Origin of the sequence: Synechococcus sp. WH 8101 (genome assembly GCF_004209775.1) — a bacterium.
In the GTDB taxonomy this organism is placed as follows: domain Bacteria; phylum Cyanobacteriota; class Cyanobacteriia; order PCC-6307; family Cyanobiaceae; genus Synechococcus_C.
Genome location: NZ_CP035914.1, coordinates 2,432,877 through 2,447,044 on the forward strand (window position 1 = coordinate 2,432,877; position 14,168 = coordinate 2,447,044).

Here is a 14,168-nt window from a genome sequence, read left to right on the forward strand (position 1 = left end):
TCACTTGCCGATGCAGAAGCGGGAGAAAATGCGATCCAGAACGGATTCGCTGAGCTCCTCGCCGGTGATCGCGCCGAGGCTCTGGATCGCCTGGCGTAGATCGATCGTCCAGAAGTCCCAGGGCAGCCCCTCGGCAGCCACCTGCTCACTGCGGGCGAGGGCTTCAGCCGCTTGCTGAGCCAGATCGGCCTGGCGCTGGTTGAGGGCCAGCAGCAGGGAGCCATCGGTGAGGGCACCGCAACGGGCCAACAGGGTCTGAATCAACTCCGCCTCCCCGACACCGGTGCTGGCGCTGAGGCAAACGTCGGCTGCCACCGCAGCCCCCACCCCCGACCCAGCGGAGGGCCTCAGATCCGCCTTGTTGCCCACCAGCAGATGGGGCACAACGTCAGGGATGCGTTGCCGCAGCGCCTCATCGTCTGCGGTCCAGCCCGCGCTCAGGTCGAACAGGAGCAGCACCAGATCGGCGCTGGCCAGAGCGTCGTGGCTGCGCGCAATACCGAGCTGCTCCACCGCATCGTTCGTCGCCCGAATGCCCGCGGTGTCGAGCAAGGTGATCGGCACCCCCTCCAGCACGATCTCGCTCTCAAGCAGATCCCGGGTGGTGCCGGGCAGGTCGGTCACGATCGCCCGCTCCCGGCGGCTGAGCCGGTTGAGCAGGGAGCTCTTGCCCACATTCGGACGCCCCACCAGGGCCACCCGCAGGCCACTACGCAGGGCGGCGCTCCGTTCACCATCCGCCACCAGGTTGAGCAGATCCCGGCGCACCGCCTGCAGCTCCTCCAGTAAGGCCGCACCATCAAGCGGGGGCAGATCCTCCTCGAAATCCACGCGCGCCTCCAGCTCGCTGAGCTGATCGAGCAAGCGTTCACGCAGGGCCGTGATCCGTTGCTGAATCCCCCCATCCACGCCGGCCATCGCCAGCTGCGCCGCCCGCTGACTGCGCGCCGCCACCAGATCACTGATCGCTTCAGCCCGAGTCAGATCCAAGCGCCCATTGAGCACTGCGCGCTGGCTGAACTCTCCCGGCAGAGCCCGGCGCACCCCGGGCTGCGCCAACACCCGCGCCAACACCCGCTGCACGGCGATCACACCGCCGTGGCAATGGATCTCCACCACGTCTTCGGCGGTGAAACTGCGGGGCGCCAGCATGGGTAGCACCAGCACCTCATCAATCCGCTCCTGCCCGTCAGCAGCGAGCACATGGCCATAGAGCACCCGATGGCTCTCCCAGGGCTGACGGCCGGGAATGCGAGTGATGGTGCGAACAGCGGGCTGCGCGTCAGGGCCGGAGAGACGGATCACGGCAATCCCGCCCTGCCCCGGGGCCACGGCCGTTGCAATCGCTGCAATGGTGTCTCCACTGGGGCTGCACTCAGGCATGGGCGCGTCAGACCGGTTCCAGCTCTCTCCTCTCTACGATCACAGGCCCTTTCCCATCCCGAAGGCGTCGGACAGCAGCCATGGCCCGGATGCTCCTGAAGGATGTGCGCTCCAGAGCCAGTCGAGCGATCACCTGGGTCTGGGAGCAGGAGGGGACGCCCGGTCAAAGGGCGCGGGGTGTCGGCGCTGGCGTCTTCTGCGGCTGCTTTCCCTTCTTCGGGCTGCAGATCATCCTCAGCGTGGGCGTGGCGTCGCTGCTGCGGGGCAATCACCTGCTCGCCGCCGCCGCCACCCTGATCAGCAACCCCTTCACCTATGTGCCGCTCTACTGGTTCAACTACCGGGTAGGTGAAGCACTGCTGGGGAACAACACAGCCCCGATCATGGGCGCCATCAACGCCAACACGCTCTGGGAACACGGCTGGGGCTTCACCGGACGCCTTCTTCTAGGTTCAGCCGTGGTGGCCACAGTCCTCGGCGCCGTGCTCGGCCTGGCGGCCTACGCCGTGTTTCACGCCCGAGAGTCAGCGGCACTGCCGAATGGCAGCAACGGCTCACACAGCTGAACACGCCAATCGCTGCTAAATCCTGGGAGACACGCGGATCGTTCTCAGTGGCGACCCTCCGGCAGCGCCGCTTTGGCGCTCTGTTGATCAGCCCGGTGCTGCTGCTGATCACCAGCCTGTGCTGCGGGCCTCTCCAGGCGGTGCCCCGGCGTCTGATCATCCTGCGCCATGGCGAAAAAGCGAATCCCTATGCCCTCTGCGGCATCGGCCAGCAACGGGCCATCGCTCTGCGCGACACCTATCTGGGCCGCGACGCCACCGAATCCGTGATTCCTCCCGGGGAATCCCCGGCAGCTTTCTTAGCCATGACCCTGCACACGGTGGAACTGGCCACACCCTCCGCCCAGAGTTGGGGACTGCCGGTCACCACCTACGCCGTGGTGCCGATGGAGGGCCGCCCGGAACACGTGAAACGCGAGCAAGAAATCGAGAGCGTGCAAACCGCCGCCGCCGATGTGCTGAACAACCCGGCCTGGCATGACCGCACCGTGGTGATCACCTGGGAACACAGCACCATTGCCCGCGAAAAGCTCGAACGCGAACACCCGGGCGAAGCCGTGACCTTCCGCCAGCTGCTGCACCTCGACACCCTCGCGAACGTGCCCAAGAGCTGGGCCGGCAACAACTACGACTACCTCTGGATCGTGGACTATGCCCCGGAGATCTCCGACCAACCCACAGGGTTCAGGCTGCAACGGCAACTATTTTCAGCTCCGTTCCAGGCTCTCCCCCACAACCTCTGGGGCGCCCCACTGCCCGCCGATTACCCAGCGAGCTGTGAACGCAAGGTGAGCAACTGAGATGGGCCGATTCCACACTCCGCCTTCAAGGGAATGGCACCGTTTCGTGGTGGCGCTGTGCATGGCCATCGCCGCAGGCAGCATGTCCACGGCTGAAGCCGTTCCCCGCCGCATCATCCTGGGGCGCCATGGCGAAAAAGCGAATGCCTATGCCCTCTGCACACGAGGGCAGCAACGCTCCCTCGCCCTGCGCGATCAGTTTCTGGGACGTTCCGCCCGCAGCCAGGCTCTGCTGGAAGGACAACAACCGGTCGCCTTCCTGGCGATCACCCCGCACACCCTGGAAACCCTCGCTCCCTCCGCGCGCAGCTGGTCGCTGCCGGTGGTGATGTTTTCCCAGGTGCCCCAACAAGGGGAGTCGACCGCCACCAAGCGACAGCTGCAGCAGCAACGCACCCGCGAAGCGGCCGCTCAAGTGCTGAGCAATCCGACCTGGGCGGGCGGCACCGTGGTGATGGCCTGGGAGCATCGCACCATTGCCAACCAACAACTCGCCGAACGCTTCCCTGATCAGCCGGTGACCCTGCGACAGCTCCTGAACCTCGATCAGCTGCAGGGTGTTCCCGACACCTGGCCCGACGACACCTACGGCTGGATCTGGATCATCGACTATGACAACGCTCCCTCTCCCATCCCCACGGGCTTCCGGATGGTGCGGGAAGCCTTCGCCGCTCCCTACAGCCACCTGAAGGCTCCGGCCTGGGGAAGGCCGGTGCCACAGGCTGACGGCTGCCTGCCCTGAACCGCCGTCAGGTCAACGCACGGCACAACCCCTCGGTGCCGTGTTCATTCCAGCCGGTGCCGCGCAGGGGAGCAGCGCAAGCGACAGCGACGGCACTACAGAGCAGCAGCAACGGCAAGATCTGCGGATCCCCCTGAAGCGTGAACACAAACAGGGCACAGAACACCGGCGTGCCGCAGGCAGCGGCAAACAGGGCCGTCGCCCCGACTGCCGCCAGCTGCCCCCGTTCCGCCGGCACCATCACCCCATGCCAGGCGCCAGTCCAGGCGATCACCCGCTCCGAGAGGAGGGAGCCGAGGGTCATGGTGTCGTGCATCAGCCCGCCGGGGGCTCCGGCCGCGATGCTCAACCAGGAGGAGAGCGTGCGCCAGAGAACGGTGGCCGGAACTCCGCCCGATCTGCCCGCCAGCGCCGCATCCAGAGACAGCCCACCGTCGTTGAGGCTGAGACCACCACTCCCGAGGGCAATCAGAAGCAGCGCCAGAGCGATCAGCGCTGAACCCCACCAGCGCTGCCGGCGCAGACCAGCCGCCAACCAGCCGGAGAGCGGGATCAACACCTTCACAAACAGAGCACCGGCCATCGCAGCGATCAGCGTGATCACCAGAGCCAGGCCCCACAACTGGATCGGAACCGCGACGAACGCCTGACCCCCAGGCGCTGCCTGCGGCAGTACAGCCTGCAGGAGCAGGGTGCCGCTGCCACCAAGGAGCAGCGTGGGCAACACGAGATCGAGCCCCTTCTGCCGGCTCAGCTCCTCCAGGGCATAGGCCGTGCCCAGCAGAGGCGAGCGGAACGCTGCACCGAGTCCGGCACCGCCGCCGATGGCGGCGACAAGGGGAAGCGACAGACCCGCCAGGGGCTGGGCGGCAGGCCAGCGGCGTCGAATCGCCAACAGCAGCGCCGCCCCCAGGGAAGCCGATGGCGACTCGATCCCAACCGTGAGCCCGCCCAGGTGGGTGAAGAGCATCAAGGGAAGACGCCGAAGCTGAGTGCGCAGGTCGAGGCGATCGAGCAGGGAAGCCTGCTGAGCCGACGGCGCCTGTTGCAGCGCCAGCAAGGGGGGCAAGCCGCCGCCACGGGCTCCGCGCAAGGGTCCCCAGGCCAGCCACACCGTGAGGAAGGAACCGGCGAACACCAGCAAGGCGCCACCACCCCGATGTACAGCAGCTCCCCCCACCAGCCCAGGCAACGCCCAGAAGCGCTGCTGCAACTCAAAACCGAGGGCAGACAGTGCCTGGTAAGGCTGCTCCACCAGGGCCAGCAGAAGGCCGAGCGCCAGGAAAGCAACCAATCGCAAGGCGGTCATGCCGGTTCAGCCTCAGGGGCGCACGCCCCGGGCGAGGAACACCCCTACAAAGGCCCAGGCTCTGGGATCATCCACCAGGGCATCGGCGGACTCCAAGGTGGCGCGAGCCGCTTCGAGTTCCTCTCCTTCAAGCAACAGGCGCTTGAATCCGAGCGTGATATCGAGAAACGCCCGCATCCCGAGCTGTCGCGACGTCACCGTCTCCACATGCACGTCGACCGGGTTGTAGCCGCTCTCCTCCAGCAGGCGACCGAGCTGGCGACCGATCAAGCGATTGCCACCGCGCCGCTCCTGGGCGCGAGCCGCAGCCGCCGTGAAGGTGGCGAAGCCTTCCGGTTCTGGAACCAACGTCAACCAGCTGTCGTCGATATCAAAAATGCACAGCACACCACCGGGCTTCAGCAGGGCCCGGATTGCTTCCAGCGCCTGCAACGGCTGCTCAAGGTGCTGGAAGAGCAGCCGGGCATAAATGAAGTCAAACTGACCCTGCTCCAGGGGAGGGGCATACACATCTCCCTGCACAAACCGAATCGACGCCAACCCCGCGGTCGCCGCTTCCTCGCGGGCGGCGGCGAGCAACGCACCGTTGAGATCCATGGCCGTAACCCGCGACTTGGGATGGGCCTGGGCGATCAATCGACTGATCACACCGGGGCCGCAGGCCAGATCGAGCACCGCCTGACCATCCGCCAATCCCATCCTCTCGAGCAGCTGCAGTTCGAGCTGGGCCGAACGCTGAGCCTGAAGCTGCAGCCGCTCCAATTCACCGCTCGCATCACCGAGGGCGGTGAAGTCATAGGAGCCGGCGGCGTTGGGGTTGGTCGTCATCGGGGGCATCCCAGCTGAGCTGAAGTAGGCGTTCCGTTGTGCTGGAGAGGCGTTCCGACAGCACCAGCGCCAGGTTACGCAGCACGAGCGCCATGGCATCCGGTTGGGTGCGCAGCGCCTTGTTCAGAAAGGCCTGGGTGAGCACCAGCACCCGCATGTCCGTGGCCGCCACCACATCGGCACTGCGTTGCCTGCGGCCGAGGAAGCCCATCTCACCGAACACATCACCGGGCTTGAGCACAGCAAGCTCAAGCCGTTGTCCCTGATGCTGCCGACTCACCTCGGCAAAGCCCTCCATCACCACGAACAGATCCTGCCGAGGTTCCCCCTCCGAAACGATGCGATCTCCGGCGGCGCACTGCAGCACGGTGCCGGTTTTCAGGAGACGACGGGACTGCTCATCGCTCAACCCCTGCAGAAGCGGCAGACCCTGCCCCGGCCGACGCAAGGCCTCGCCAGCCAGCTCCCAAAACTGATCGGGATCCACCAGGCGATGGTTCAGGCCCCAATACCTCTGAGACTGTTGATCGAGCCAAATCCCATCGGCCTCTGCGGCGCCCTCTGCATCAACACATCGCGCCAGCGCCGGATGACGCATCAGGGGAGAACGACTCCGGCGCAGATGGTCGCGATCGCGGAGGGCCAGCAACATCGGCACCTGATAGCCCACACCAGGCCAGGCGATGCCGGCACAGAAGCGGCGATACCCCAGCTGCTCATACAGCTCGATCAATCCGGGATGGGCGTGGCAGAGGTCCAATCGGATGCCCTGATCGAGGGCATCGGCAAAACAACGGTTGAACAACAACCCGAGGGAGCCGCCGCCGCGCCAGTCGGCGCGAAGCATGAGCCTGGAGGTGTAAGACAGCGCTTCAAGGGGCGCCTGCTCCAGCAGAGGCTCCAGGGCAATCGGGCGCAAGGCCTCCCGAGCTGACGCCAGGGCTGCGAGGCGATTGAAACGCAGCGTGCCGACCAGGGCACCGTCTCCATCTCGGAGCACATACAGGCTGGCACTAACATCAAAGCGGTCGGTGAGCTCACGGCGCTCATGGTCGGCATCCGGTGGAGACTTGCCCATCTCCTCCACATACACGGCGTAGCGAAAGCGATACACCTCCTGCCGCTCAGCCTCCGAAACGGCCAGCGCCACACTCGTGTGCTGATCGGTCAACGCCCCATCTCCCGGCAGTCAGCTCTGCCCGGTGCGGGCGATGTCGAGCACATCGGCCATGGAGCGGATCTGCGCCATGGTGCGTTGCAACTGCTCAACGCTGCTGATCTCCACCCGCAGATCAATCCGAGCCGGTTTGTCGTAAGCGGTTTTCACCCGAGCATCACTCACGTTGATCGAACCATCAGACAGACGCATGAGGATGTCCTTGAGAATGCCGACGCGGTCGATCACCTCAATGCGCAACTGGGCCGGGAAACGCTGACCATGGCGGGCCACCGCAGGATTCCAGCTCACCGGCAGACGACGTTCACTGGGAATCGCCTCCACATTGGCGCATTCCTGCCGGTGAATCGTGATGCCGTGATTCCCAAGGGCCACCGTGCCCACGATCGCTTCACCCGGCAAGGGGCTGCAACACCCACCGAGCCTGTAGTCGAGTCCTTCGACGCCGAGAATCGGCACCGAGGATCCCTGGGATGAACGTGGAGATGACGCTTCCGCCTGCTCCACCAAGCGACGCGCCACATCCTCATTGCTGAGGGGCTGGGCCTCGGCCGCGGTCTGCAGGCGGATTTCCTCCCGCAGGCGATTGAGCACCTGATGCAGTGTGACAGCACCAAACCCCAGGGCCGCCAACAGATCATCCGTGCTGTGAAGATTGCAGCGCTCGGCCACCCGCGTCATCGCGTCGCTGTGCAACAAGGCATCGAATCCATTGCGACCTAGCTCCTTCTCCAACAGATCCTTGCCCCGCTGGATCGTTTCATCCCGATGGCTGCGCTTGTACCACTGGCGAATGCGGTTGCGTGCGGTAGGGGTGGCAACGAAATTCAGCCAATCGAGGCTGGGATGGGCTGTTTTGCTGGTAAGGATCGTGATGAAGTCGCCGTTTTGCAGAGGGGTCGACAACGGGGAGAGGCGATCGTTGATGCGCACGCCATGGCAGTGATTTCCCACTTCGGAATGGATGCGATAGGCGAAATCCACGGCCGTTGATCCCTTACGAAGGCCCACCACATCCCCCTTCGGGGTAAACACGAACACCTCCTCATCGAAGAGATCTTCTTTGATCGAGGCGAGGTAGTCGTTGTGGTCATCAGCGCCACCCTCCTGCTGCCAATCGACCAGTTGCCGCAACCAGTTGAAGCGTTCGGTGTCACCTCCCGCAGCCGGCGAGCCTCCCTCCTTGTATTTCCAGTGGGCCGCAATGCCGAACTCGGCCACCTGGTGCATCTCCAGAGTGCGGATCTGCACTTCAATCGGTCGGTGCCGGCCGATCACGGCCGTGTGCAACGACTGATAGCCATTCGGTTTGGGCAGACCGATGTAGTCCTTGAAGCGTCCGGGGATCGGCCGAAACGTGTCGTGCACCACCGCCAGCGCCCGGTAGCAACTCTCCACGTTGGGCGTCAGGATCCGCAGCGCGGCCACGTCGTAGATCTCGTGGAACGCCTTCTGCTGCCGCTGCATCTTGCTCCAGATGCCATAGAGATGCTTCGGCCTGCCGCTCACCTCACAGCTGTCGAGACCGACCGCTGCCAGACGATCGCTCAGCAGTTTGACGGTGACGCCGAGCCGTTCCTCCCGCTCGCTGCGTTTGGTGGCCACCTCCTGCTGGATCTCGCGGAACGCGTCGGGTTCCAGCAGCTTGAAGGCGAGATCCTCGAGCTCCCACTTGAAACGACCAATGCCCAGACGGTTGGCCAGGGGGGCGTAAATCTCCCGCGTTTCCCGGGCAATGCGCTGGCGTTTCTCTTCCTTGAGCGCCCCCAGGGTGCGCATGTTGTGCAGCCGATCGGCCAGCTTCACCAGCACCACACGGATGTCGCTGGCCATGGCCAGAAACATCTTGCGCAGGTTCTCCGCCTGGGCTTCCGTGCGGTTGGTGAAGTGGAGGCCGCCCAGCTTGGTGACCCCCTCCACCAGCTCCCGCACTTCCGCACCGAAGTGACTTTCGAGCTGGGCAGGAGTTAGGTCGGTGTCTTCCACCACATCATGGAGAAAGCCGGCGGCGATCACCGGCGCACTGGCGCCGATGTCGCGGAGCAGATCGGCCACCGCCACCGGGTGCACGATGTAGGGGTCACCACTGGCCCGGAACTGGCCCTGATGCAGCTGGAAGGCAAAATCGAAGGCCGCCGCCAGCAACGCCTCCGGATCGGTTGGACAGCTGTAGCCCTCGCCGGGAGGCACATGGGTGAGGCACTCCCGCAGCCAGTCGGGCAGATCGATGCCGTAATCCTCGATCGTGCGAATCGGATGCACGCGCTGCATCGGCTGGTCGCAGGGCTCTGCAGCACGGACCGCATCGGCCTGGGGCTGTTCCGGCGCAGAGGTGACGTTCAGCATCCGACCCGACGGGGTCAATCCATGGTATTGACTCAGGTGTCCCCGTGCTCCCCCTGATGTCCACCCCGGCGGCAGCAGTGCTGGAGCTGGACCAGCTGCAATTGCGTTACCCGGGCAGCGAACGCTGGACCCTCGATGGGTTGGATCTGCAGCTGGCGCAAGGGGAGCGGCTCGCTCTGGTGGGCCCGTCTGGCTGCGGCAAAAGCACGGTGGCGCGGGCGGTGCTCCAGTTGCTGCCAACGGGCAGCCTTTGCCGGGGTGGCCTGCGCCTGCGCGGGCAGGATCCGCGCCAGCTGAGCCGCAGCGCCCTGCGCCGCTTGCGCGGTGAGGCGGTGGGCCTTGTGTTTCAGGATCCGATGACGCGGCTGAACCCGCTGATGACCGTGGGACGTCACCTGACCGACACCCTCAGCGCCCACCGGACAACATGGTCGGCAACCGCCAAGCGAGAACGGGCGGAACAGTTGCTGGAATCGGTGGGCATCGGCGCCGAGCGCTTCAGCGCCTACCCGCATGAATTCAGCGGTGGCATGCGACAGCGCCTGGCGATCGCCCTGGCCATCGCCCTCGATCCGCCGCTGGTGATCGCCGATGAACCCACCACCAGCCTCGATGTGGCCGTGGCGAATCAGGTGATGGCCGTCCTGCAGGGCCTCTGTGCGGAGCGGGGAAGTGCCCTGCTGCTGATCAGCCATGATCTGGCCATGGCCCACCGCTGGTGCGAGCGGATGGCGGTGCTGGATCAGGGCCGGGTGACCGAGCTCAGCAGCAGCCAGGCGGTGCTGACGCAGCCCCACTCCGACGTGGGCCGGCGTCTGGTGGCGGCAGCGCGCCTGCGGGAGGGAGGGCAGACACCTACTGCGCCAGAGAGCCGACTGCTGCTCCGTGTGGAGAACCTGCGTTGCTGGCACAACCTGGGAGGACCTCCCTGGTCGCCCACCTGGCTGAAAGCGGTGGATGGTGTGAGTTTTGCCCTCCAGGCCGGCGAATCCCTGGGGGTGGTGGGCGGCTCCGGTTGTGGCAAAAGCACGCTCTGCCGCGCCCTCATGGGACTGAACCCGATTCGGGGTGGGCGGGTGTGGCTCAAAGGTGAGGATCTGTTGCGCCTGCGAGGGGAGCGGGAACGAGCGGCACGACGCTCCCTCCAGATGGTGTTTCAGGACCCGCTCGCCTGCCTCAACCCGGCCATGCCGGTGGGGGAAGCGATCGCCGATCCGCTCCTGATCCATAGGCTGGCCAGCACGGCAGCCGCCCGGGAACGGGCCCGGGAGCTGCTGGAGCTGGTGGGCCTGACTCCAGCCGAAGAGTTTCAGAACCGTCGGCCCCGACAGCTCTCAGGTGGGCAGCAACAACGAGTGGCAATCGCCCGTGCCCTCGCTCTCGAACCGCAGGTGCTGATCTGTGATGAAAGCGTGAGCATGCTCGATGCCGAGATTCAAGCGGAGGTGCTCGGCCTGTTGCGGGCGCTGCAGCAACGCCTGGGTCTGGCCCTGATCTTCATCACCCACGACCTGTCGGTGGCCAGTGGGTTCTGCCACAGGGTGATCGTGCTCGACAAGGGCAAGATCGTGGAGGAAGGCCCCGGTGATCAGCTGCTGATTGCACCCCATGCGGCGATCACCCGAAAGCTGGTGGCGGCATGTCCGCGATTGCCGGAGGGCTGATCCGTGATGTCGCGTCACTCCCAGCCTGGCTGGAGATTCCGCCTGCCCACACTCCTGAGCTGCGGGACCATGGCGTTCAGCCTGCTGGGGGGATCCCTTCAGGCTCAGGAGTGGCTGCCCGAGCGGCCGCCGGCTGCGCCGGTGCGGGTGATCTGGTTCCCGAATCCTCCCTATGCCATGGACGCCAAAGGTGTTCCATCGGGGCTGGAAATCGACCTCTGGCGCATGATCGCCGAAACGCGGCAGATTCCCTACGAAATCCAACGGGCCCCAAGTTTCAAAGAATTGCTCGCGGCCATCCGTTCGGGAGAGGCCGATGTGGGCATTTCAGGCGTGCTGATTAACGAAAATCGCAGCAAACAATTTCGCTTCTCCTTCCCAACCGCGAGCAGCCATCTGAAGGCTTACACACTGGAACGCCAGGAACCGGTCGCACTCCAGCTGCTGCACATCATCATCTCCAAGGAAGTGATGTTGATCTTTCTCGGCCTGATCCTGATCGCCTGCCTGTTTGCCATCCCGGTGTGGCTTTTAGAGCGCCACCGCCCTGACTTTGCCAATCTGAACAAACGTCATCAACTGATCTTCATCCTTCAGAAAACCCTGCTGCTCTCCACGGATCACACCAAACGCACCAAAACGCGACTGATCTCCATCGGCTCGTTGTTTGCACGTGTGTTGCTCACGGCCTATTTCGCCTCGTATGTGCTGCGCCTGGCCAGCCAGGATGCCCTGGAGTTCCAGGCCGACACCACCCCGGAGGTACAGATGGACACTCTGAATCAGTTCACCTTTGCGGCGATCCCCGGCTACATCCAAACCTCGATCCTGAAGAGTAATGGCGCCAAAACCATCGACTGCGACGTGGCGCGAACCTGCATCGCCATGCTGCAAAAGGGAAAAGTCAACGCCATTCTTGATGATGTGCAGACCATGAAAACCGCCCTCGCCACCATGCCAGCCACACCGAAAGTGGCGGCGGCTTCCGGAGAACTGATGCCGCTGTTCATGGCCTTTGCCTTCTCCAACGACTTCAACGATGATCCACGATCACGGCAGATTGATGACGCCATTTCCCGCAGTTACTACGACGGCACCTACACCAAACTGCAACAGCATTGGCTGAAAGACTAGCGACGCCTGAGCACCGCCAGAAGCTTCTCCATTACGGCCGGCAACGGCGCCTCAAACAGCATCCGCTCGCGCGTGATCGGATGGTCGAGGCCGAGTTGAAAGGCGTGCAAGGCCTGGCCGGGCAGCTCCACGGGCAGCTTGCGGCAGCGGCTGTAGGTGGGGTCCCCCACCACCGGGTGGTTCATGTGGGCGCAATGCACCCGAATCTGGTGGGTGCGACCGGTGTCGAGCTTGAAACGCAGCAGCGAGTAATCGCCCAACCGCTCCTGCAGGCTCCAGTGGGTGCAGGCATAACGCCCGTTCTCGCCACTCACCACCGCATATTTCTTGCGATCGGCTGGATGGCGACCGATCGCGCCCACGATCGTGCCGCTGTCGCCCCGCGGCACCCCATGCACCACCGCCAGATACTCCCGTGAGGCAATCCGCTTCTGAATCTGCACCTGCAGTTTCACCAGCGCCTCCTGGGATTTGGCGATCACGATGCAACCGGTGGTGTCTTTGTCGAGCCGATGCACGATGCCCGGCCTGAGCTTGCCGCTGATGCCCGGAAGATCGGGGCAGTGATGCAGCAGGCCATTCACCAGGGTTCCATCTTTATTGCCCGGTGCCGGATGCACCGTGAGCCCCGCTGGTTTGTTGATCACGATCAGGTGCTCGTCTTCAAACAGCACATCGAGATCCATCGGCTCCGGCTTCAGGTAGGGCAACGGCTCCGGTGGCGGCATCCACAGCTGCACCGCATCGCCCTGGCGCAGGGGGGTTTTGGCCTTCCCGGTCTTGCCATTCACCCGCACAAAGCCGGCATCAATGAACTTCTGAATCCGGGCCCGGCTCTGCTCACTGCGCTGGCTCACCAACCAACGATCGAGGCGCATCGGCAACGGTTTGGGGTAGGTGAGCTGCACCAGCTCCCCCTCGCCTTCCCCGAAGGCCTGGGTGAAGGTCTCCTCCGGCAGCGGTGGCCTCAAACCGGCAGCTCCAGGGCAATGCTGCCGAGGGCCGACTTGCGGAAGTCATCCATCAAACGCTGACTCATCCGCGCCGTATCGGCGGAGGTATGCCGCTCTGCGGCTGCCTGGATCCAGAGGGCGGGATCGGCCGTGTCGCCTGCCAGGGGGATGCCGTAGCGCGTCTCCAGAAGAGACAGCGACACCCCGGAACCCTGACGCGGCTCGAGGGCAGCCAACAGACGCAGAAACGACTGGGCGGCCCACTCACCGTCGTAGGCGGCCTGGCCGATGTCATCACAGAGGGCCAGGTGCAGCGCCGCCCGTTGATCGTCGAGCCGTGGCGGCAGCACCCCGGGGGCATCGAGCAGATCCAGGTCTTGCCCGAGGCGCACCCAGCGCAGGGTGCGGGTGACGCCAGCGCGGCGAGCACTGGCCACCACCTTCTGCTTCACCAGGCGGTTGATCAGGGCCGACTTGCCCACATTTGGGAAGCCCAGCGTGAGCGCCCGCACCGCCCGGGGGCGCATGCCGCGGTTGCGCCGCCGCTCATTGAGCTGATCACCGGCGCGGATCGCCGCCTGCTGCAGCTGTTTCACCCCCGTTCCGGCTTTGGCATCACACCAGACCGTGCTCTGGCCCTGCCCCTTGAACCACTGCTGCCAGGCGTCCCGCGCCTCCGCCGTGACCATGTCGCGTCGATTGATCACCAACACGTGCTGCTTGCCGTTGATCCAGCGGTTGAGGTGGGGATGACCCGTGGCACGCGGAATCCGGGCGTCGCGCACCTCGATCACCAGATCCACCTTGTCGAGATGGCGCCTGAGCTGTTGCTCCGCTTTAGCGATATGACCTGGATACCACTGAATCGGGGGTGAGGTCACGGCACCACCAGCACCGGGCAGGGGGCCAGCTGGATCACCCGCGCCGCCGTGCTCTCGCTGTCGTCCTCCAGATTCACCCCCCGAGTTCCCATCACGATCACATCCACATTCAACTCGTCGGCGACATCGCAGATCACAAAGGCCGGCTTGCCTTCGCGCTCCACCACCTCGCAGGGCAGGCCGGCATCAACAAAGCGTTGTCGGGCCTGCTCGAGCAGCCCGGCCACCGCCGCCGGATCGTGCATGTCCGGCCGATCGGGCTGCACCACTGAGAGCACGATCAAGCGACTGTCGTGACTGCGGGCCAGCTCCAAGGCCTTGCTGGCGGTCTCCATCGCCTCCCGGCTCTGGTCGATTGGAAAGAGAACGGTGTTGAACATGACGC

The 14,168-nt window shown here is 64.8% G+C and carries 13 protein-coding genes; 5 read left to right on the top strand and 8 right to left on the bottom strand.

What is annotated here, in order from left to right:
* Nucleotides 1-1,383: a tRNA uridine-5-carboxymethylaminomethyl(34) synthesis GTPase MnmE gene (gene mnmE / locus SynWH8101_RS12980; protein ID WP_130130105.1), complete on the bottom strand. Its 1,383-nt coding sequence runs from the start codon at nucleotides 1,381-1,383 to the stop codon at nucleotides 1-3.
* An 80-nt stretch (nucleotides 1,384-1,463) separates the two neighbouring features.
* On the opposite strand from mnmE, the gene SynWH8101_RS12985 reads away from it, so the two are divergent.
* From SynWH8101_RS12985 to SynWH8101_RS12995, 3 genes are read left to right on the top strand one after another with little or no spacing between them, the layout of a single operon-like run.
* A complete protein-coding gene (locus tag SynWH8101_RS12985) occupies nucleotides 1,464-1,949 on the top strand; it encodes a DUF2062 domain-containing protein (protein WP_130130106.1) in 486 nt (161 codons plus the stop codon).
* 47 nt (nucleotides 1,950-1,996) lie between these two features.
* A complete protein-coding gene (locus tag SynWH8101_RS12990) occupies nucleotides 1,997-2,749 on the top strand; it encodes a histidine phosphatase family protein (RefSeq protein ID WP_130130107.1) in 753 nt (250 codons plus the stop codon).
* 1 nt (nucleotide 2,750) lies between these two features.
* A complete protein-coding gene (locus tag SynWH8101_RS12995; RefSeq protein ID WP_130130108.1) occupies nucleotides 2,751-3,491 on the top strand; it encodes a histidine phosphatase family protein in 741 nt (246 codons plus the stop codon).
* A 7-nt stretch (nucleotides 3,492-3,498) separates the two neighbouring features.
* Here SynWH8101_RS12995 and SynWH8101_RS13000 read toward each other — a convergent pair whose 3' ends face one another.
* From SynWH8101_RS13000 to SynWH8101_RS13015, 4 genes are read right to left on the bottom strand one after another with little or no spacing between them, the layout of a single operon-like run.
* Nucleotides 3,499-4,800: a chloride channel protein gene (locus SynWH8101_RS13000; RefSeq protein ID WP_130130109.1), complete on the bottom strand. Its 1,302-nt coding sequence runs from the start codon at nucleotides 4,798-4,800 to the stop codon at nucleotides 3,499-3,501.
* 12 nt (nucleotides 4,801-4,812) lie between these two features.
* Nucleotides 4,813-5,628, bottom strand: coding sequence for a class I SAM-dependent methyltransferase (locus SynWH8101_RS13005; protein WP_130130110.1), 816 nt, complete (start codon nucleotides 5,626-5,628; stop codon nucleotides 4,813-4,815).
* Nucleotides 5,594-6,799 (bottom strand): cyclic nucleotide-binding domain-containing protein, encoded by a 1,206-nt coding sequence (locus tag SynWH8101_RS13010; protein ID WP_130130111.1) that lies wholly within the window; start codon nucleotides 6,797-6,799, stop codon nucleotides 5,594-5,596. The genes SynWH8101_RS13005 and SynWH8101_RS13010 overlap by 35 nt, the downstream gene beginning before the upstream one ends.
* 18 nt (nucleotides 6,800-6,817) lie before the next feature.
* Nucleotides 6,818-9,076, bottom strand: coding sequence for a bifunctional (p)ppGpp synthetase/guanosine-3',5'-bis(diphosphate) 3'-pyrophosphohydrolase (locus SynWH8101_RS13015; RefSeq protein WP_370587034.1), 2,259 nt, complete (start codon nucleotides 9,074-9,076; stop codon nucleotides 6,818-6,820).
* A 131-nt stretch (nucleotides 9,077-9,207) separates the two neighbouring features.
* Here SynWH8101_RS13015 and SynWH8101_RS13020 point away from each other — a divergent pair, with 131 nt between their 5' ends.
* On the top strand, nucleotides 9,208-10,815 hold the full coding sequence (locus SynWH8101_RS13020; protein ID WP_130130113.1) for an ABC transporter ATP-binding protein: 1,608 nt from the start codon (nucleotides 9,208-9,210) through the stop codon (nucleotides 10,813-10,815).
* Nucleotides 10,816-10,884: 69 nt separating this feature from the next.
* Complete coding sequence (locus SynWH8101_RS13025) at nucleotides 10,885-11,949, top strand: transporter substrate-binding domain-containing protein (RefSeq protein ID WP_165380996.1); 1,065 nt, start codon at nucleotides 10,885-10,887, stop codon at nucleotides 11,947-11,949.
* Here SynWH8101_RS13025 and SynWH8101_RS13030 read toward each other — a convergent pair.
* Genes SynWH8101_RS13030 through SynWH8101_RS13040 form a run of 3 tightly spaced genes read right to left on the bottom strand, consistent with a single transcriptional unit; the run spans nucleotide 11,946 to nucleotide 14,163 of the window.
* Nucleotides 11,946-12,920, bottom strand: a complete 975-nt coding sequence (locus SynWH8101_RS13030) for an RluA family pseudouridine synthase (protein ID WP_130130115.1) — start codon at nucleotides 12,918-12,920, stop codon at nucleotides 11,946-11,948. The two genes, SynWH8101_RS13025 and SynWH8101_RS13030, sit on opposite strands and share 4 nt — an antisense overlap.
* The gene (gene ylqF, locus SynWH8101_RS13035; RefSeq protein ID WP_130130116.1) at nucleotides 12,917-13,783 is read right to left on the bottom strand and encodes a ribosome biogenesis GTPase YlqF; all 867 of its coding nucleotides are present in this window, start codon (nucleotides 13,781-13,783) and stop codon (nucleotides 12,917-12,919) included. The genes SynWH8101_RS13030 and ylqF overlap by 4 nt, the downstream gene beginning before the upstream one ends.
* A complete protein-coding gene (locus SynWH8101_RS13040) occupies nucleotides 13,780-14,163 on the bottom strand; it encodes a universal stress protein (protein WP_130130117.1) in 384 nt (127 codons plus the stop codon). Before SynWH8101_RS13040 ends, ylqF begins: the two co-directional genes overlap by 4 nt.
* Nucleotides 14,164-14,168 lie beyond the last annotated feature (5 nt).